Below are 19,865 nucleotides of genomic sequence, written 5' to 3' on the forward strand. Positions count from 1 at the left end.
CCGTCGGAACCGCCTATATCGAATGGGCCAAGACGGGCCGTCCAACCGCCACCGAATACTGGAAGTAAAATGAAATTTCTCGACGAAGCAAAGGTTTATATCCGATCCGGGGATGGCGGCGCTGGCAGCGTTTCCTTCCGGCGCGAGAAGTTCATCGAGTTCGGCGGGCCCGACGGCGGCGACGGCGGGCGCGGCGGCGACGTCTGGGTCGAGGCCGTCAACGGCCTCAACACCCTGATCGATTTCCGCTACCAGCAGCATTTCAAGGCGACGATCGGCACCCATGGCATGGGCCGCAACCGCACCGGCGCCAACGGCAGCGACGTGACGCTGAAGGTCCCGGTGGGAACCCAGATCTTCGAGGAAGACCGGGAAACGATGATTTGCGACCTGACCGAGGAAGGCCAGCGTTACTGCCTCGCCCATGGCGGCAATGGCGGCTTCGGCAATGCCCATTTCAAAACCTCGGTCAATCAGGCACCGGATTGGGCCAATCCCGGCCTGCCCGGCGAGGAAAAAACCATCTGGCTGCGACTGAAGCTGATCGCCGATGCCGGCCTTGTCGGCATGCCCAATGCCGGCAAGTCGACCTTCCTGGCGGCGGTTACCCGCGCCCGGCCGAAAATCGCCAACTACCCCTTCACCACGCTGCATCCCAATCTCGGCGTTGCCACGATCGACGAACGGGAGTTCATTCTTGCCGATATTCCGGGCCTGATCGAAGGCGCCCATGAAGGTGTCGGCATCGGCGACCGTTTCCTCGGCCATGTCGAGCGCACCCGCGTGCTGCTCCACCTTGTCTCCGCCCAGGAAGAAAAGGTCGGCAAGGCCTACAAGACGGTCAAGCACGAGCTCGAAGCCTATGGCAACGAGCTGACCGACAAGGCCGAGATCGTGGCGCTGTCGCAGATCGACGTGCTCGACGAGGCCGAACTGAAGAAGAAAACGAAGGAATTGGCCAAGGCCTGCGGCAAGACCCCCTTCCAGATCTCGGCCGTCACCGGCCGGGGCATGACCGAGGTTCTGCGCGCACTGCGCGACATCATCGTCGAGAACAATGCCGAGGAGAAGCCGGCCAAGGCGCCGAAACTCCGGCATCGCGACATGGTCGTCGGTGACGACGGCAAGGACGAGGATGGGGCCGATGACCAGCCGTAAGCCGCTCGGCCGCTACCGCCGCATCGTCATCAAGATCGGCTCTGCCCTCTTGGTCGATCGCAAGGCCGGGCTGAAGAAGGCCTGGCTCGACGCCATGTGCGCCGATATAGCGAGCCTGAAGGCCAAGGGGATCGACGTGCTCGTCGTCTCCTCAGGCGCGATCGCGCTCGGCCGTTCGGTGCTCGACCTGCCCTCGGGCGCACTGAAACTGGAGGAAAGCCAAGCTGCCGCCGCCGTCGGCCAGATCGCCTTAGCGCGCGCCTGGTCGGAGAGCCTGTCGCGCGACGAGATCGTCGCCGGCCAAATCCTGCTGACGCTCGGCGATACGGAAGAGCGCCGCCGCTATCTCAATGCGCGCGCAACCATCAATCAGTTGCTGAAGATCGGCGCCGTGCCGATCATCAACGAGAACGATACGGTTGCGACCAGCGAGATCCGCTATGGCGACAACGACCGTCTCGCCGCCCGCGTGGCGACGATGACCGGCGCCGACCTGCTCATCCTTCTCTCCGATATTGACGGCCTCTATACCGCGCCGCCGCATCTCGATACGAATGCGGCCTTCCTGGAGACGATTGCCGAAATCACACCGGAGATCGAAGCGATGGCCGGCGGCGCCGCCTCCGAGCTTTCGCGCGGCGGCATGCGCACCAAGATCGATGCCGGCAAGATCGCGACCACCTCGGGCTGCGCCATGATCATCGCCTCGGGCAAGACCGAGAGCCCGCTGTCGGCGATCGAAAACGGCGCGCGCTCCTCCTGGTTCGCCCCTTCGGGCACGCCCGTTACCGCCCGCAAGACCTGGATCGCCGGACAATTGCAGCCGGCAGGCGAACTGCATGTCGACGACGGTGCCGTCACGGCACTCGGCGCCGGCAAGAGCCTGCTTCCCGCCGGCGTTCGCAGCGTTTCCGGCCTCTTCAGCCGCGGCGACACCGTGGCGATCATCGGCCCTGAAGGCCGCGAAATCGCCCGTGGCCTTGTCAGCTACGACGCCGAGGATGCCCGCCGCATCGCCGGCCGCAAGTCGGCAGAGATCGAGGCGATCCTCGGTTATGCCGGACGCGCCGCCATGGTTCACCGCGACGACATGGTGATGACCGCGCAGATCCGGTCGAAATCGGAAAGGCAGAAGAAGGACGCGAGCTATGCTTGATACCGTTGCGCCAGGCCCTGACATTGACGCGCTGATGAACGACATCGGCCGCAAGGCGAAGGCTGCGGCGCGACCGTTGGGCTTTGCGTCCACCGAGACGAAGAACAAGGGCCTGAACGCCATGGCCGATGCGATCCTGGCGAGCAAGGCGCATATTCTTGCCGAAAATGCCAAGGATCTGAAGGACATCGAAGGCAGCGAAACGCTTGCCTCCTTCGTCGACCGGCTAACGCTGAACGACAAGCGCATTGCCGAGATGGCCGAAGGGATCCGCGCCATTGCCGCCCTTGCCGATCCGGTCGGCGAAGTCATCGCTGCCTGGGACCGGCCGAACGGTCTGAAGATCGAACGCGTTCGCACACCGCTCGGCGTTATCGGCGTCATCTTCGAAAGCCGGCCGAACGTCACTGCCGATGCTGGCGCCCTCTGCCTCAAGGCGGGCAATGCGGTTATCCTGCGCTGCGGCTCGGATTCGCGCCGTTCATCGCAAGCTATCCATGCCTGCCTTGTCGAAGGCCTGAAGGCCGCTGGACTTCCAGAGCATGCTATTCAGCTGGTTCCGGTCACCGATCGTGCCGCCGTCGGCGCCATGCTGCGCGGCCTGGAGGGCGCGATCGACGTCATCGTGCCACGCGGCGGCAAGAGCCTGGTGGCCCGCGTCCAGAGCGAGGCCCGCGTGCCGGTCTTTGCTCATCTCGAAGGCCTGTGCCACATCTATGTCGACGCATCGGCCGATATCGAGATGGCCAAGCAGATCGTCGTCAATGCCAAGATGCGCCGCACCGGCATCTGCGGCGCGGCCGAAACCCTGCTCGTCGACGGCGCGGCGATCGGCACGCATCTGACGCCGCTGCTCGAGGTTTTGACCGACGCCGGCTGTGAGATTCGTGCCTCGGCGACGGTGCTGAAGGTCGCGCCAGGCATGAAGCCTGCGACCGAGGAGGACTGGTCGACCGAATATCTCGACGCGATCATCTCGGTTGCCGTCGTCGACGGCATATCGGGCGCCATCGCCCATATCCAGAACTATTCCTCGAACCACACCGAGGCCGTCATCGCCGAGGATCCTGCTGTCGTCGAACGTTTCTTTACCGAAGTCGATTCGGCGATCCTGCTGCACAATGCCTCGACGCAATTCGCCGACGGCGGCGAGTTCGGCATGGGTGCGGAAATCGGCATTGCCACCGGCAAGATGCATGCCCGCGGCCCCGTCGGCGTCGAGCAGCTCACCTCCTTCAAATACCGGGTGCGCGGTGCCGGCCAGACCCGACCCTGACGTGACGACGGAAAAGCTGGACCGACGTTATCTCCGTATGCCGCACAGCGAGCGCGGCATGGCCGTCGGCCTGTTCGGCGGGTCGTTCAATCCGCCGCATGAGGGCCATGCGCTCGTCGCCGAAATCGCCATCAAGCGGCTCGGTCTCGACCAGCTATGGTGGATGGTGACGCCCGGCAACCCGCTGAAAAGTCGCAATCATCTCGCGCCGCTTGCCGAGCGCATTGCCGAAAGCGAGCATATGGCCGCCGATCCGCGCATCAAGGTCACGGCCTTCGAGCAGGCGCTCGGCGTCAGTTACACCGCCAACACGCTGGCCCGCGTCAAGGCCCGTAATCCGCATGTGCATTTCATCTGGATAATGGGCGCCGACAGCCTGCAGACCTTTCACAAATGGCAGAAATGGCAGGACATCGCCCGCACCTTTCCGATCGCGGTGATCGACCGGCCGGGCGCAACGCTCTCCTATCTCTCCTCGAAAATGACGCGCACCTTCGATTTCGCCCGCATCGACGAGGACGACGCGCGCGTTCTCTGGAAGAAGCGGGCGCCAGCCTGGACCTTCATCCACGGGCCGCGCTCCGGCCTGAGCTCGACGGCTATCCGCGACGGCGGCGCACTGCCGGACAACGCCGAGCAGGCTGATTTGCAGAGACATCCAGAAACGAGAAAGCCCGACGGGGGAGGAGATCCGTCGGGCTTATAAACTCGATCGACAACTGGGAGGAGGAGTGTTGCCGATCCTGTCGAACGGCTATGGGAGGAGGAGACAGCCGTTTCGATGAGTGTGTTGTACCATATTCCGCAGGAAGTTGAATATCGATTTGTGCAATGCAGCAATGCCGATGATGCAATACTCGAGTGAGTATCCTTGCAACGCTGCCGCTTTTCTCGGCAGACCGATGAAATAGGTTCTACTACTTCGGTCCTTTGGCTCGCCGGTTTGCATTCTCGGTCTGTTGCGCATCCCTCGGATATTTTTCTTTTCCGGAAAGCCATGCACTTCGTGAATGGCGGAGCCAGTCGTTCGCCGAAAATCGTTATATTTTTACGGATATATCCCTAGCCAAGACGTGAATGTCGTTATATTCGTCAAAATATTTCGAGCCCTGGGAGCAAAGGCATGCAGAACCGCCGCCGATGGATGAAACGGGCAACCGTCGCAATCGCGGCACTCTGGCTTGGCGCGGCAGCGCTGCCGGTGCCGGTGCCGGCCGCGGCCGGCGAAAAGCTGACAGTCTTTGCCGCGGCAAGCCTCAAGAACGCACTTGATGCCGCCAACGCCGCCTGGGATGGGCAAAGCGGCAAGGAAGCTGTTACATCCTATGCCGCAAGCGGCGCGCTCGCCAAACAGATCGAAAACGCCGCTCCTGCCGATATCTTCATCTCGGCCGACCTCGACTGGATGGATTACCTCGCCAAGAAGGACCTCATCAAGCCGGACAGCCGGTCGAACCTGCTTGGAAACCGCATCGTGCTCGTGACCGAAAAGGACAAGGCAAAACCGGTCGAGATCAAGCAGGATTTCGATCTTGCCGCGTTGCTGGGTGATGGCAAGCTCGCCATGGGTGAGCCGAAATCCGTTCCCGCCGGCAAATACGCCATGGCCGCCCTCGAAAAACTCGGGCTCTGGACCTCTGTGGAAAGCAAGGTCGCCGGCGCCGAAAGTGTCCGCGCCGCCCTTGCCCTCGTCTCCCGCGGCGAAGCGCCCTATGGCATCGTCTACCAGACCGACGCGGCCGCCGATAAGGGTGTCGCCGTCGTCGGCACCTTCCCGGCCGATTCCCATCCACCGATCATCTATCCGATCGCAATCCTTGCCGAGAGCAAGAACCCGGATGCCGCAGCCTATCTCGATTTCCTGAAATCCGATAAGGCGACCGCCTTCTTCACTGCGCAGGGCTTCACCATTCTGAAGTGATGACCTGAATTGATTGCGGAATCAACATCGACAGCTTAGCGTGAAGCTCACTTAAGCGAGCCTTCTGTCCGGTTCTAGTCAATGGCTGCCCCTCACCCTAACCCTCTCCCCGTAAACGGGGAGAGGGGACGTGCCCAGCGAGACGTTGCCGAGGGACGGAGGGGTTGCAGCGATTCCCCTTCGCCCCGCGAGCGGGGAGAAGGTGCCGGCAGGCGGATGAGGGGCAGGCGTCGGGTGACATCGGATTTTCCAGGAGACCATCGCATTTGAATATATTCGGCTTGAGCGATGAGGAATGGACGGCGATCCTGCTCAGCTTGCGCGTCTCGATCGTCGCCATGCTGGCGAGCCTCCCGCTCGGCATTCTCGTTGCCCTGCTCTTGGCCCGCGGCCGCTTCTGGGGCAAGTCGGTGCTGAACGGCGTCGTTCACCTGCCGCTGATCCTTCCCCCCGTCGTCACCGGCTTCCTTCTCCTCATCCTCTTCGGCCGCCGCGGTCCGATCGGCAGCCTGCTCGAGCAATATTTCGGCATCGTCTTCTCCTTCCGCTGGACGGGCGCCGCCCTCGCCTGCGCCGTCATGGCGTTTCCCTTGATGGTGCGCAGTATCCGCCTGTCGATCGAAGCGGTTGACCGCAGGCTGGAAGAGGCGGCCGGAACGCTCGGCGCCGGCCCCGCCTGGGTCTTCCTGACGATTACACTGCCGCTGACACTGCCCGGCATCATTGCCGGCATGATCCTGTCCTTCGCCAAGGCCATGGGCGAATTCGGCGCCACGATCACCTTCGTCTCCAATATTCCGGGCGAGACCCAGACGCTGCCGGCGGCGATCTACACCTTCACCCAGGTGCCGGGTGGCGATGCCGGCGCGCTGCGGCTGACGCTGGTCGCCATCGTTATTTCCATGGCCGCTCTGCTTGCCTCCGAGTTCCTTGCCCGCCTCGCCGGCCGGAGGATCGATCCGGAATGACGCTCATCGTCGATGCAAAACAGAGGCTCGGCGCCTTTTCGCTCGATGCCGCCTTCACCTCGGAGCGCGGCGTCACCGCGCTGTTCGGCCGTTCCGGCTCCGGCAAAACGTCGATGATCCGTATCATCGCCGGCCTTGCCCGGCCCGACGAGGGCCGTGTCATGCTCGATGGCGAAGCCCTGACCGAGACTGCCCGCGGCATCTTCGTTCCGAAGCATCGCCGCCGTTTCGGGTATGTCTTCCAGGAGGCGCGGCTATTCCCGCATTTGAGCGTTCGGGCCAATCTTTCCTACGGCCGCTGGTTCGCGCCGAGGAGAGCAGACGGCGAGAGCTTCGACCGCATCGTCGACCTGCTCGGCATCGAGGCGCTGCTCGATCGCAGTCCGTCGACGCTTTCAGGCGGCGAGAAACAGCGCGTCGCGATCGGCCGCGCCCTTCTCTCCTCCCCCCGCCTGCTCTTGATGGACGAGCCGCTCGCCGCCCTCGACGAGGCGCGGAAGGCCGAGATCCTGCCCTATCTCGAGCGATTGCGTGATGAGACCCGAATCCCGATCGTCTATGTCAGCCATGCGATCGCCGAGGTGGCGCGGCTGGCAAACCAGGTCGTCGTCATGCACGACGGCAAGGTGGAAGCGACCGGCCCCGCCATCGACATTTTAAGCCGCCCCTCTGCGGCCTCCGACCGGAAAGAGGCGGGCGCGCTGCTCGAAGGCACCGTCGAGAGCTTCGACGCCCATCACCGCCTGTCGGTCGTCGCGCTGAAATCCAGCCGGCTGCATATTCCCGGTGCCGCCCTTGCGCCAGGCAGACCGGTCCGCATCCGCATTGCATCCCGCGACGTCATGCTGGCGACCGCAAGGCCGGAGGGCCTCAGCGCGCTCAACATTCTTGAAGGCAGCATCGAAGACATGTCGCCGGATGAAGACGGAACGGTCGAAATCCGGCTCGATTGCGGCGGCGATGCCGTTCTCTCGCGCATCACCGCGCTCTCCTGCGAGCGCCTTGATCTTCGGCCTGGCAAATCTGTCTTCGCCATCATCAAGACGGTTGCCCTGGAAGGCTGATCAGCTGCGCTTGCCCGGCTGCAGGTTGCGCCTGCTTTCGAGCCAGGCGAGATCCTCGGCGAGGCTCTCTCGCATCGTCTCTTCCATCCGGCGGAAGCGACCGAGCAATTCCTCGCCGAACGGCGTCAGCGCCGCGCCGCCGCCCTTCTGCCCGCCGCGCTGCGATTCCACCACCTGCTCTGAGAACATCCGGTTCATCTCGCTGACAAGCAGCCATGCGCGCCGATAGGACATGTCCATCGCCCGTCCCGCCGCCGAAATCGACCCGGTCTCGCGGATATGCTCCAGGAGTTCCATCTTGCCGTGACCGAGACGATCCTCATCCGGAAAACTGATTCGCAAGATGGGAACGATTAGTTTTGCAGTCGAGTCGGTCATCGAAGCCAAGGATAGTGGAATTTACCGCACTTTACGCTGCGGCATGGAAACTGTACACCGCCCGGAAAAAGCAGCTCCGGCGGCAATATTCTTTAATTCTAACGTAAGATTGGGTTTTCGGACGTTCCGTACGTTAGCGCGTCTTGAAACATTGATGGTTTGATGCCTATCTTAACCATGATCCGGTCGTCATCGGATCCTGTGTTGTGCATGGTTTGTCATTCCAGGAAAGGGAAAAAACTGACAACAGTACACGCCAAGGGAAAAACGCTCGCCGTTGTCCCGAAGAGTGCGGAACGTGGCGCCGATGCCGCTGCCCGCGCCTTAGAAGCCGTCCTCACCAGCCTTGAGGACTCCAAAGCTGAAGATATCGTCACCATCGACATTGCCGGAAAATCGGCGCTTGGAGACTACATGATCGTCGTCTCCGGTCGCTCGAACAGGCATGTCCTGGCGATCTCGGATCACCTGCTCACCGATCTCAAGGACGAAGGTTTCGGTACGGCCCGCGTCGAAGGTCAGGAAGGCGGCGATTGGATCCTGATCGACACCGGTGACATCATCGTGCATGTGTTCCGTCCCGAAATCCGCGAGTTCTACAACATCGAGAAGATGTGGGCGGCTCCGGATATGGATGAAGAAACACGGCACTGACAGGCGAACCGGCATCGTCCGGCGCCTGAGATGCGGCAGTTGACTGGCCGGGGAAACATGTAAAGCCGGCTGCGGTGCGTCGTGCGCCTGAAACGCCGTCGTGAGCAGGAGCGGGGAATGCGAGTTGGTCTTTTTGCAGTGGGACGGCTGAAGTCCGGCCCCGAAAAGGATCTTGTGGCCCGCTACCTCGACCGTTTTGCCAAAGCCGGCTCCGCGGTCGGTCTCGAGTTCACGCGTGTGGCCGAAGTCGCTGAAAGCCGCGCCTCCAATGCGGAAACCCGCAAGCGCGAGGAGGCGGCGATGCTATTGAAATCGCTCGCGGAGGGCAGCGTTCTCATTCTTCTCGACGAACGCGGCAAAGCACTCGACAGCGAAGCCTTCGCAAACCTGCTCGGCAGCTATCGCGACCAGGGTAAACGCGAGCTGACGATCGCGATCGGCGGAGCCGACGGCCTTGATCCCGCTCTTTACGACCGGGCCGATGCCACACTTTGCCTCGGCAAAATGACCTGGCCGCACCAACTGGTGCGCACCTTGATCGCCGAGCAGCTCTACCGCGCCGTCACCATCCTTTCCGGCCACCCCTATCACCGCGCCTGACCATTGCAGTCCGGCAGCACCTTTGCGCCATGCGTCGCATTGTCACGCAGCCGTGTTTTGCGCAGGCCGCCGTTCTCCCGCAAACTTTCTGGCAAAGCGTGCCAAATCAGCTTAGTCTCCGCGCGATTTGAGAGAGTGCCCGGACACGCATGACGACGACTCCAACCAGGCGACACCACATGATTGGGCCGGCACTTGCTGTCGGTTTCGGTGTTGCGGCCATCGTTGTGCCGACCAGCCCGTTTTCGGTCCGGGCTCAGGATGCCGCCCCGCAAGCGGCACCCTCTTCGAATTCGCCGGGAGCTTTGCCGCCGCCGCCCGATCCGGCCGCCGAACTCGCCGCCAAACGGGATCAGACCCGCGCTGAGCTTGAAACCCTGTCGAAGACCATCAGCCTGTCGTCCGACAAGGTGAGCGAACTCCAGCAGAGCATCGCCAATCTGGAAAAGAGCACGCAAAGCATTCGCCAGGCGCTGATCGATTCCGCCGCCCGCCGCAAGGGGCTGGAAAGGCAGATCCTCGAGAGCGAGAAGAAGCTCGCCGATCTCGGCGTCAAGGAGGATGGCATCCGCCGTTCCCTGCATGAACGCCGCGGCCTGTTGGCCGAGGTGCTGGCGGCGCTCCAGCGCATGGGCCGCAATCCGCCGCCGGCTTTGCTCGTCACCCCCGACGACGCGCTCGCTTCCGTGCGCAGCGCCATTCTGCTGGGTGCCGTCGTGCCCGGCATCCGCAAGGAAACCGACAAACTCGCCGCCGATCTCGCAAGCCTGGCCGCCCTGCAGACGGCAAGCGCCGCCGAGAAGGCTCGGCTGACGGCGACGATGACCGATGGCATCGAGGAAGAGCGGCGCATGGACCTGCTGCTTGCCGAAAACGACAAGCTCAGCCGCAGCAACGCCGCCGAACTGGAGGCCGAAAGGAAACGCTCGGAGGAACTGGCAGGCAAGGCGACCAGCCTCGAAGGCCTCGTCGCCTCGATGGAATCCGAGATCGCTTCCGTCCGCGAAGCCGCCGCCGCCGCCCGCCAGGCCGAGGAGAACCGCAAGCTCTTGACGGACGAGCAGCGGGCTCAGGCGAAGGCGCTGGCCGAGAGCGGCGTGCCCGATAAAAACCGCATTGCGCCCGCATATCCCTTCGCAGAATTGAGGGCGAAATTGGAGCTGCCCGTGGCCGGCGATATCCTGCGCCAGTTCGGCGACGCCGACGGCACCGGCCATGAAGCCATGGGAATGACGGTCGCGACCAACCCGGAGACCGTGGTGACGGCGCCGGCAGACGGCCTGGTGGTTTTCGCCGGCGCTTTCCGCAGTTACGGCCAGATGATCATTCTCGACGCGGGCGACGGATATCACCTGGTGATCTCGGGAATGGATACGATCAATACCCGTCAGGGAAAATTCGTTTTCTCCGGCGAGCCGCTCGCCGTGATGGGCGCGAAAAGAGTGGCAAGCGCGACTGCATTGGCGCTGGAAACGGACCGGCCAACGCTTTACATTGAATTTCGAAAAGACGGTAAACCGGTCGATTCCCGACCGTGGTGGACCGCCAAGGACACTGGAAAGGCACGCAATGATTCGTAGGGCTTCTTTTGTTCTGGTCGGCGCATTGATGGGTGCGACCGCGATGAGCGTCATTTACTCGGCAGGTGTGCCGGCAGAAGCAGCCGGATCCTCCACCTACAAGGAACTGTCGGTATTCGGCGACGTCTTCGAACGCGTGCGCGCGCAGTACGTCACACCGCCGGCCGAAGACAAGCTGATCGAGAACGCCATCAACGGCATGCTTTCCTCGCTCGACCCGCATTCGAGCTATATGAATGCGAAGGATGCCGAAGACATGCGCACCCAGACCAAGGGTGAATTCGGCGGTCTCGGCATCGAAGTCACGATGGAAGACGAGCTCGTCAAGGTCATCACCCCGATCGACGATACGCCCGCCGCCAAGGCCGGTGTTCTCGCCGGCGATTACATCTCCGAGATCGACGGCCAGTCCGTGCGCGGCCTGAAGCTGGAAGACGCCGTCGAGAAGATGCGCGGCGCCGTCAACACGCCGATCAAGCTGACGCTGATCCGCAAGGGCGCCGACAAGCCGATCGAGCTGACGATCGTTCGTGACGTCGTCGCCGTCCAGGCCGTCAAGTCGCGCGTCGAGGACGATGTCGGTTACCTCCGCATCATCTCTTTCACCGAAAAGACCTATCCCGACATGGAAAAGGCGATCAAGAAGATCAAGGATACCATTCCGGCCGACAAGCTGAAGGGTTACGTCCTTGACCTGCGCCTCAATCCGGGCGGCCTGCTCGACCAGGCGATCAACGTCTCCGACGCCCTGCTGCAGCGTGGCGAGGTCGTTTCGACGCGTGGCCGCAATCCCGATGAAACCCGCCGCTTCAATGCCGGCCCGGGCGACCTGACCGATGGCAAGCCGGTGATCGTGCTGATCAATGGCGGTTCGGCTTCCGCGTCGGAAATCGTTGCCGGCGCCCTTCAGGATCTGCGCCGCGCTACCATTCTCGGCACCCGCTCCTTCGGCAAGGGTTCGGTCCAGACGATCATCCCGCTCGGGGAAAACGGCGCACTGCGCCTGACCACGGCGCTCTATTACACGCCGTCGGGCCGCTCGATCCAGGGCACCGGCATCACCCCTGACATCAAGGTCGAGGAGCCGCTGCCGGAGGAACTGCAGGGCAAGATGGTAACCGAAGGCGAATCCAGCCTGCGCGGCCACATCAAGGGCCAGAGCGAGACCGACGAAGGTTCGGGCTCCGTCGCCTATGTGCCGCCGGATCCGAAGGACGACGTTCAGCTGAATTACGCGCTCGACCTCCTGCGCGGCAAGAAGACCGATCCGGCCTTTCCGCCGAACCCTGACAAGGCCGTCGTCGCCAAGTAATCGATCATTGCAAGGCCGGGCACTCGCCCGGCCTTGACCCTTTCAGCTGTTTCCCGGTTTTGGAGCGGGCGAGAAAATTGGGAACGGACCTGCATGCGCCGTTGGGGCGCAACCGCAAAACCGGCAGCCGGCGCCCGGGTGTGCTGCGCCTCGGCCGTATCGCCGCTAGTCTGTGCCTTTTCACGATAGGCGGCTTTTCTCTCTATACCGCCTTTCGTGGCGACGGGCTGGAGCGCGCCAAACCGCCGGCGGCCGAACAGGCAGCAATCCAACCTTCCAATAAGCCACCGACGACTGCTGCCAATCAGGCGGCCGACGGCATGCCGCGCGCCGATCCGCGCTCGGGCGCCAATGTCGAGCAGATGGTTACCGGCGACGGCTCCGTCGTCACCAAATACAGTCCCCGCCCGCGCGACGGCGGCGGGCCGGTGCTGGTCGATGCCATGCAGATCGGCCAGGATCCGCGCATGGCAGCCCAACCCAATGAAGCCCTGCTTGAAGAGACCGCCTTTGGCAGGCTGCCGATCGTCGGCCCGGACGGCCGGCGGCCGATGGACCAATATGCCCGCCCCTCATCCCAAGCGCGCGGCATCCGTGTTGCTATCGTGGTCAGCGGCCTCGGACTCAGCCAGACAGGAACGCAGCGCGCCATTGCCGAACTGCCGGAGGAGATCACCCTCGCCTTTGCCGCAAGCGGCAACAGCCTGCAGCGCTGGATGCAGGAAGCCCGCCGCGGCGGCCACGAGATTCTGCTGCAGGTGCCGCTCGAACCGTTCGACTACCCGGCCAATGATCCGGGTCCGGAGACCCTGCTGACGGGCAAGCCGGTCGCCCGCAATATCGAGAACCTGCACAAGGCGATGGGCGAGATCACCAACTACACCGGCATCATGAACTATCTCGGCGGCCGTTTCCTCTCCGATCCATCCGCTATGGAACCGGTGATGCGCGATATCGGCAAGCGCGGCCTGATCTTCCTCGACGACGGCACGTCGGCGCAGTCGAAAACGGCTGATGTCGCAAAGGGGACGGAGTTGCCCTATGCCTTTGCCGATCTGCAGCTCGACGGCCAGCTCGATGTCAACGCCATCCTGAAGAAGCTCGACGAGCTCGAACGCATCGCTCGCAAGAACGGCCAGGCGATCGGCATCGCGTCGGCTTTTGACGAAAGCGTCGACGCCATTGCCAAGTGGAGCGAGGAGGCTTCGATGCGCGGCATCGAGATCGTCGGCGTCGCGGCGCTTTCGAACGATCCCAGAAACCCCTGAGATGATGTCCTGAACGGAGAAGAAGATGAGCCAGGCCAACGTGAAAGCCGAGGATCTGCCCTATCGCCCATGCGTCGGGGTGATGATCCTGAACCGCAATGGCCTGGTCTGGGCCGGGCGACGCATCCCCGACGGCAATTCCGAATATGACGGCTCACCGCAGCTCTGGCAGATGCCCCAGGGAGGCATCGACAGAGACGAAGATCCTTTGGATGCCGCCTATCGCGAACTTTACGAAGAGACCGGCATCAGGACGGTGACCCTGCTCGCCGAAGCGCGGGACTGGATCAATTATGATCTGCCGCCGGCACTGATCGGCATCGGGCTGAAAGGAAAATTCCGCGGCCAGACGCAACGCTGGTTCGCCTTCCGCTTCGAAGGCGAAGAAAATGAAATTGCCATCAACCCGCCGCCTGGCGGCCACGAGCCGGAATTCGATGCCTGGGAGTGGAAACCGATGCAGGAACTGCCAGGCCTGATCGTGCCCTTCAAGCGTGCCGTCTACGACCAGGTGATCGCCGAATTCCAGCACCTGGCAACGCTGCAGTCGGAACAGTGATTACGGCAAACCGACCCCGTCTCGCGTTCGGAAGGCAGGAGCAAAGAGCGACCAGTGTATTCAGCGAATGCTTGGCGACTGGATTGCATCAGGCGATATCAGATCGGGAATACCGGCCGTTCGGGACGGCCGGTATCTTTTAGCGATTTTATTCGGCCTCGTTGGCCGAATCGGCGTTGAGCTGGCCGTATTTGCTTTCGCCGATTTTCTCGAGCAGATCGAGCTGGGTTTCGAGGAAATCGATATGGCCTTCCTCATCCATCAGCAGCTCTTCGAAAAGCTTCATGGAAACGTAATCGCCGGCCTCATGACAGATATCGCGCGACTTCTTGTAGGCCGTGCGGGCGTCGTACTCGCCGGCCAGATCGGCTTCCAGAACTTCCTTGACGTTCTGGCCGATGCGCAGCGGTGCCAGGGTCTGCAGATTGGGATGGCCTTCGAGGAAAATGATGCGCGCAACAAGCCGGTCGGCATGGTGCATCTCTTCGATGGATTCGGCGCGTTCCTTCTTGGCGAGCTTGGTGTAGCCCCAGTCCTCAAGAAGACGGTAGTGAACCCAATATTGGTTGACGGCACCGAGTTCGAGGAACAATGCCTCGTTAAGCCGCTCGATGACCTTTTTGTCGCCTTTCAATGTCCGCTCTCCTGTTTTCCTCATGGAATTGCTTCAAGCGCGACATGAAATCAAATATTTCGGCTTCCGTCGAGTGGCGACGGGCGTGATATTCCTCGGTCGTCCGGATAATAATGTCGACCACGTTGGGGAAACAGCCGCAGCAACGGCCGCGTTTTTCCATGGCGTGATAGACCTTCGCAGGCACGATAAGCTGCCAACAATCTTCGTCGAGAAGGTCGGTGATAACCTCCCGGATTTCCTTGTCGGTTATATAATTGCAGCTGCAGACAAGCACGTCTTCATTTCCAAACATGACACTGACTATCGTGTTTTCTGCTAAAGAAGACGGTAGCTGTCAAGAAAAAAATTTGAATCCGGCGGCATCGATTGCAGGCGATGGGTGGAGCCTGTTGCAGATTAATTGTGCGGCGATCGCAAGATGAGAACATGCCCCAGTCGATCCGACCGCTCAATGAAAGTTCCGCCCGCGCGGCATGACCTCGGCGGTTTCGGTCGCACCGACATGGCCCGCGCCTCCCGTTCGCCTTTCCATTTCCGTCCTCTCCTGCGCGGTTGCAAGCTTCCTCTGCAGTGGATCGACCCCTGGCCTCAGCACCTCGTCGGCGCGTTCGCAGGCGGCGAAACGTCGGGCCTCGCGTTGCAGGATGCCAAGCGCCGGCGTCATGTCCTCGATATGCTCGACGACCGTATGGATTACGCCGCTATGGCTCTGCAGCCTGCCGCGGATTTTCACGAGCCGGGCACCCATGACCACTGCCCGGTATTTGTCGAATATCTTGCTCCAGACGATTGCGTTGGCGACGCCGGTCTCATCCTCCAGCGTCATGAAGATGACGCCCTTGGCCGATCCCGGTCGCTGGCGCACCAGTACCAGACCGGCGATTGTCACCCTCTTTCCGTTCGGCACCGTCAGGAGATCGACATTCCGGGTGATGCCGATCTTCCGGAATTCCTCCCGCAGGAAGGACACCGGATGCGCCTTCAGCGACAATGACAGATAGCGATAGTCCTCGATCACCTGCTCACCCGGCGGCATATCAGGCAGGCTGGCCGTCGGTTCGACCTGCAAATCGATATGGTTCACTCTGTCGAACAGAGGCAATTTTTCAGGAGCATATTTTGCATCCAGCGCTCTTGCGGCCCAGAGCGCCTCACGTCTCGACAGTCCGATCGAACCGAAGGCATCGGCATCCGCCAGCCTTTCGATATCGGCTCTGTCGAGGCCGGAACGCAGCCAAAGATCACGAACCGAGCCATAACCATCGCCTCTGTGGGCGATAAGGCTCTCCAGCGCTTTCTCGGAGAGCCCCTTGACCTGGCGAAAACCGAGACGGACGGCTCGTTTTGCCCTGATGATGTCTCGCATGTCGGCGTGCCGCATGTCGACGGCATTTCTGTCGAACACCGCCTCTTCGAGATGGCAATCCCAATCGGATCTGTTGATGTCGACAGGCCGGATCTCGACCCCGTGTTCCCTGGCATCACGAACGAGCTGCGCCGGTGCGTAAAAGCCCATCGGCTGCGAGTTGAGCATGGCAGCGCAAAAGACGTCGGGATAATAGGCCTTGATCCAGGACGAGGCATAGACCAGCAGGGCAAAGGAAGCCGCATGGCTTTCGGGAAAGCCGTATTCGCCGAAGCCTTCGATCTGGCTGAAGCAGCGTTCGGCGAAATCCTTCGGATAGCCTCTCTCGGTCATGCCGTTGATCAGGTCGTCCTTGAACGCGTTGACCTTTCCCAACCGCTTGAAGGTCGCCATCGAACGGCGCAGGCGATCGGCCTTGGCAGGCGAGAATCCTGCCGCCGTGATCGCGATCTGCATCGCCTGCTCCTGAAACAGAGGCACGCCGAGCGTCCGCTTGAGGATCGGGATCATCTCGTCTTTCGGATAGTCGATCCTGAAGCCGGGAGAATGCGACTGCTCCCGCCGCGTCAGATAGGGATGAACCATATTGCCCTGAATTGGCCCCGGCCGGACGATCGCCACTTCGATCACAAGATCGTAGAAACGTCGGGGCTTCAGCCGGGGCAACATGCTCATCTGCGCCCTGCTTTCGATCTGAAAGACGCCCAGCGTGTCGGCCCGGCACATCATGTCATAAACCGGTACGCCCTCGTCTCCGTGTTCCCTGTTGCCAAGATCGGCAAGGGTTTTCTTGACGCCGTAATGCAGCTCGAGCAATGAAAAAGCTTTTCTGAGACATGTCAGCATTCCGAGCGCCAGCACATCGACCTTGAGGATCCTGACATTGTCGAGGTCGTCCTTGTCCCACTCGATCATGTAGCGATCCGGCATCGCCGTCTTCATGATCGGCACGACCTCGTCGAGCCGGTCCCGGGTGATGACGAAGCCGCCGACATGCTGGGTCAGATGGCGCGGGAAGCCGAGAAGCTCGGAGGCATAACGCAGAACGTTTGATGTCACCGGATCCGAAATGTCGAGCCCCGCCGCCTTGGCATCCCGCTCCGACAGATTATCCTCCGACCATCCCCAGACCAGGCTGCTGATCGCCGACTGGACATCCTCCGAAAGCCCGAAGGCCTTGGAGACCTCGCGGCCGGCCGAACGGGTGCGATAGGTGGTGACGCCAGCCGTCAGCCCGGCATGCTCCTTGGTATATTTTCTGTAGATGTACTGGATGACCTCTTCGCGCCGGTCATGCTCGAAATCCACATCGATATCAGGCGGCTCGTCGCGGTCCATCGAGATGAAGCGGTCGAAAAGCAACGTGCTTTTGGTCGGATCGACTTCCGTGATCTCAAGACAGTAGCAGATGACCGAATTGGCCGCGGAACCGCGGCCCTGGCACAGGATCTTCAATTCATAACGCGCATGCTGAATGAGCTTGTGAACCGTCAGAAAATACGGCTCGTATTGCTTCTCCCGGATGAGGTTGAGTTCATAGTTGATCTGGGTCTGGATCTCGGAGGGGACACCATCCGGATAACGCTTTGCAGCCCCTGTCCTCGTCAATCGCTCGAGAGTTTCGTAAGGCGTTTCGCCGGGATCGTTTTCAGGCGGATAATTGTGTTTGAGTTCATCGAGCGAAAACGAAAGCCTGCCGAAAAACATCTGGGTATTGGCGATCGCCTCCGGATAATCCCGGAAAACGCGGGCCATTTCACGTGGGCCCTTGAGATAACGCTCGGCATTCGGAGCAAGAAGAAATCCTGCCTCGGCAATAGGAACGTGTTCCCGAATCGAGATGACGATATCGGAAAGCGGGCGGCGGTCGGTATGGTGATAGAGCGGCTGGTTGGTCGCAATGACAGGAATGCCGTTGCGCGCGGCGATCATGGAAAGCGTTGCGAAAACCGGCCGGTCGCGGCCGTCGTAGGCAGGCGCCAACGCCATGTGAAATGCCTTGCCGAAGCGTTCTCGGAAACGTTCGAGACAGGCTTCCAATTCCTGCTCGCCGGAAATTTCGCCGGCAACCGACGGATCGGGGACAAGGGCGAGCATCATCTCGTCTCCCCATTCCATGATATCCGCCTCGTAAAGCAGGCAGGATCCTTTTTCTGCCCGCAGGTTTCCCGCGCTCAGCAAACGGCAGAGATGCGCCCAACCCTGCCTGTTCCGGGGATAGGCAAGGATTTCGGGGGTTCCGTCCGAAAAGACGAGCCGGGCGCCCGGTTGAATCCGGATAGGATCGAGAATTTTCTCCTCTTTGTCATGGAGGTTCTTCTCATGCCTTCGCTTAAATTTCTCTTCGATCTCCTGCGCCTGCGCATGCGCCCTGACGACACCGGCAACCGAGTTCCGATCCGCAATCCCAAGACCGGAAAGTTTCAGCATGGCAGCCTGCACCACCATTTCCTCAGGCTTCGAAGCGCCTTCCAGAAAGGAGAAATTGGTGCGCGCACCGATCTCGAAAAATGCCGGCGCCCTGTTCATGCGAAAACCCCGTGCATGAACCAGCGCGGCGGCGGCTCCTCGCCATAGAAGCCTTCGCGATAGATCCAGAAGCGATGCCCGGCATTGTCCTCGACCCGGAAATAGTCACGGGTCCTGGCATCGGCGCCATCGATCCACCACTCCATGGCAAGGCGTTCCGGACCTTCGCTGCGCAGGACCTGATGCTGCACGCGCCGCCAGCGGAAACTTTGCGGCGGCCCTTCCGGAACTTCGGCAAGCGAAGCCTCCACCGGTTCCGGCCTGGCAAAAAGCCGCAAGGGCCGTTCGCTGCGGGAGGGGGAGAGACGGCTTTCCCCGCCTTTGGGTCGCGTGGGAGAACCTTCCATCAAGGGACTTGCAATCGCCGCGCGTTCCGGCACATGGCTCTCGCGAAGCTGAAAACCTTGCAGACAGTCCGCGCCGAGGCGGGCCGAGACGCGATCGACGAAAGCCGCAAGCGAAATTTCTCTTTGCCGGCCGCCGTCGAAATCTCCCTGCGTCGCTTCGAAGGGCTCATGGCGCACGACATTCAGCCGCAGGATCTCGAAACCGTAGCCGGCATCGAGATCGTCATGAATGGCTTGCAGGCGCTGTGAAAAGAGATCCGCGATCTGCTTCGGCTCCCTGAGCGGCCGCGAAGCGCCGACGGCGATCCGGAAAACCCTACCGTCGACCCGAAAGAGCACGAGTTCGAAAGCGCGGCCGCCGGCGCCGCGCGCTTCCAGGGACGGTTTCAGCGACATGGCGAGATGGCCGGCAAGGGCGAGGATATCCTCCTCGGTGCCGATTGGCTCGGCCAGCCGCCGCTCGGCCGACAGGCTGGCGACGGGCAGCCGCGGCGAAACCGGTTCCTCGTCATGTCCGAGCGCCTGATCGAGCCGCAGCAGCAGGCTCGCTCCGAAACGGCGGGTCAACGGCGCCCGTGGCGCGTTCATGACATCGCCGATATATTTCAGCCCGAGCTTCTTCAGCGACGCCACGGTGTCTTCGTTCAATCGAAGTGCGGCAACCGGTAACGGCGCCAGCACATCCTCCATCTCCTCGTCTTCGACGACACCGCCATTGCCGAAACGGGTGACGGCCGAGGAAAGGCCGGGTGATGAGGAGATCGAGCCGCGCACGTCGAGCCCCATATGGAAAAGCCGCATGAGAATATCCTTCAACAGCGCTCTCTCGCCGCCGAAAAGATGGGTGCAGCCGCTGATGTCGAGGAACAGCCCATCCGGTCCGTCGATCGCCACCAAAGGCGTATAGCGGTCGCACCAGTCGGCGATGGCTTCGAGCAGCCGCGCGTCGGCGGTCGGGTCCTCCTCGACAATATCGAGCTTCGGATGCATGGCGCGCGCTTCCGCGACACCTTGGCCCCTCTTCAGGCCCAAGGCTTCGGCGGTCTCGTCCAGCGCCGTCAGCCGCATGGCATTCTCGTGCTTTCCGGCACA

16 protein-coding genes and 2 pseudogenes are annotated in these 19,865 nt (G+C 61.8%); 13 read left to right on the forward strand and 5 right to left on the reverse strand.

Translation table 11 applies throughout. The annotated features are described in order from the left end of the window. Positions 1–69: 69 nt before the first annotated feature. From obgE to modC, 7 genes and pseudogenes are all read left to right on the forward strand, one after another. Positions 70–1,158 (forward strand): GTPase ObgE, encoded by a 1,089-nt coding sequence (gene obgE, locus GA0061105_RS26645; RefSeq protein WP_064696440.1) that lies wholly within the window; start codon positions 70–72, stop codon positions 1,156–1,158. Next, complete coding sequence (gene proB / locus GA0061105_RS26650; RefSeq protein ID WP_092753896.1) at positions 1,145–2,314, forward strand: glutamate 5-kinase; 1,170 nt, start codon at positions 1,145–1,147, stop codon at positions 2,312–2,314. Before obgE ends, proB begins: the two co-directional genes overlap by 14 nt. Continuing rightward, entirely contained in the window at positions 2,307–3,590 is a 1,284-nt protein-coding gene (locus GA0061105_RS26655) for a glutamate-5-semialdehyde dehydrogenase (protein WP_092753842.1), read from the forward strand. Before proB ends, GA0061105_RS26655 begins: the two co-directional genes overlap by 8 nt. A 37-nt stretch (positions 3,591–3,627) precedes the next feature. Continuing rightward, a pseudogene (locus GA0061105_RS26660) lies at positions 3,628–4,218 on the forward strand (nicotinate-nucleotide adenylyltransferase); the annotation flags it as partial. A gap of 495 nt (positions 4,219–4,713) precedes the next feature. After that, positions 4,714–5,511 carry a molybdate ABC transporter substrate-binding protein gene (gene modA / locus GA0061105_RS26665; protein WP_092753844.1) on the forward strand — a complete coding sequence of 266 codons (798 nt, stop codon included), beginning with the start codon at positions 4,714–4,716 and terminating at the stop codon, positions 5,509–5,511. A gap of 266 nt (positions 5,512–5,777) precedes the next feature. Next, positions 5,778–6,479, forward strand: coding sequence for a molybdate ABC transporter permease subunit (modB, locus tag GA0061105_RS26670; protein WP_092753846.1), 702 nt, complete (start codon positions 5,778–5,780; stop codon positions 6,477–6,479). Then, positions 6,476–7,543, forward strand: coding sequence for a molybdenum ABC transporter ATP-binding protein (gene modC, locus GA0061105_RS26675; protein WP_092753848.1), 1,068 nt, complete (start codon positions 6,476–6,478; stop codon positions 7,541–7,543). Before modB ends, modC begins: the two co-directional genes overlap by 4 nt. Here modC and GA0061105_RS26680 read toward each other — a convergent pair whose 3' ends face one another. Beyond that, positions 7,544–7,921 (reverse strand): winged helix-turn-helix domain-containing protein, encoded by a 378-nt coding sequence (locus tag GA0061105_RS26680; RefSeq protein WP_064696434.1) that lies wholly within the window; start codon positions 7,919–7,921, stop codon positions 7,544–7,546. 210 nt (positions 7,922–8,131) lie between these two features. Here GA0061105_RS26680 and rsfS point away from each other — a divergent pair, with 210 nt between their 5' ends. The 6 genes from rsfS to GA0061105_RS26710 all read left to right on the forward strand — a co-directional run bounded on the left by rsfS (position 8,132) and on the right by GA0061105_RS26710 (position 13,894). After that, positions 8,132–8,575: a ribosome silencing factor gene (gene rsfS, locus GA0061105_RS26685; RefSeq protein ID WP_064696433.1), complete on the forward strand. Its 444-nt coding sequence runs from the start codon at positions 8,132–8,134 to the stop codon at positions 8,573–8,575. A gap of 117 nt (positions 8,576–8,692) precedes the next feature. Beyond that, positions 8,693–9,175 (forward strand): 23S rRNA (pseudouridine(1915)-N(3))-methyltransferase RlmH, encoded by a 483-nt coding sequence (rlmH, locus tag GA0061105_RS26690; protein ID WP_064696432.1) that lies wholly within the window; start codon positions 8,693–8,695, stop codon positions 9,173–9,175. A gap of 179 nt (positions 9,176–9,354) precedes the next feature. Next, complete coding sequence (locus tag GA0061105_RS26695) at positions 9,355–10,755, forward strand: murein hydrolase activator EnvC family protein (protein ID WP_092753850.1); 1,401 nt, start codon at positions 9,355–9,357, stop codon at positions 10,753–10,755. After that, positions 10,745–12,067: a S41 family peptidase gene (locus GA0061105_RS26700; RefSeq protein ID WP_064696430.1), complete on the forward strand. Its 1,323-nt coding sequence runs from the start codon at positions 10,745–10,747 to the stop codon at positions 12,065–12,067. Before GA0061105_RS26695 ends, GA0061105_RS26700 begins: the two co-directional genes overlap by 11 nt. A gap of 77 nt (positions 12,068–12,144) precedes the next feature. Further along, a complete protein-coding gene (locus GA0061105_RS26705) occupies positions 12,145–13,335 on the forward strand; it encodes a divergent polysaccharide deacetylase family protein (protein WP_092753852.1) in 1,191 nt (396 codons plus the stop codon). A 25-nt stretch (positions 13,336–13,360) separates the two neighbouring features. Further along, positions 13,361–13,894, forward strand: a complete 534-nt coding sequence (locus GA0061105_RS26710) for an RNA pyrophosphohydrolase (RefSeq protein WP_092753854.1) — start codon at positions 13,361–13,363, stop codon at positions 13,892–13,894. A gap of 148 nt (positions 13,895–14,042) precedes the next feature. On the opposite strand, the gene bfr is transcribed toward GA0061105_RS26710, so the two are convergent. From bfr to GA0061105_RS26730, 4 genes and pseudogenes are all read right to left on the reverse strand, one after another. Continuing rightward, positions 14,043–14,528 carry a bacterioferritin gene (gene bfr / locus GA0061105_RS26715; RefSeq protein WP_064696427.1) on the reverse strand — a complete coding sequence of 162 codons (486 nt, stop codon included), beginning with the start codon at positions 14,526–14,528 and terminating at the stop codon, positions 14,043–14,045. Then, positions 14,494–14,884, reverse strand: a pseudogene (locus tag GA0061105_RS26720) ((2Fe-2S)-binding protein). The gene bfr and the pseudogene GA0061105_RS26720 overlap by 35 nt, the downstream one beginning before the upstream one ends. A gap of 95 nt (positions 14,885–14,979) precedes the next feature. Beyond that, positions 14,980–18,426 carry an error-prone DNA polymerase gene (locus GA0061105_RS26725; RefSeq protein WP_092753856.1) on the reverse strand — a complete coding sequence of 1,149 codons (3,447 nt, stop codon included), beginning with the start codon at positions 18,424–18,426 and terminating at the stop codon, positions 14,980–14,982. After that, complete coding sequence (locus GA0061105_RS26730) at positions 18,423–19,841, reverse strand: Y-family DNA polymerase (RefSeq protein ID WP_245304428.1); 1,419 nt, start codon at positions 19,839–19,841, stop codon at positions 18,423–18,425. Before GA0061105_RS26730 ends, GA0061105_RS26725 begins: the two co-directional genes overlap by 4 nt. Between the last annotated feature and the right edge of the window lie 24 nt (positions 19,842–19,865).

It is taken from the genome of Rhizobium aethiopicum (assembly GCF_900094625.1).
In the GTDB taxonomy this organism is placed as follows: domain Bacteria; phylum Pseudomonadota; class Alphaproteobacteria; order Rhizobiales; family Rhizobiaceae; genus Rhizobium; species Rhizobium aethiopicum.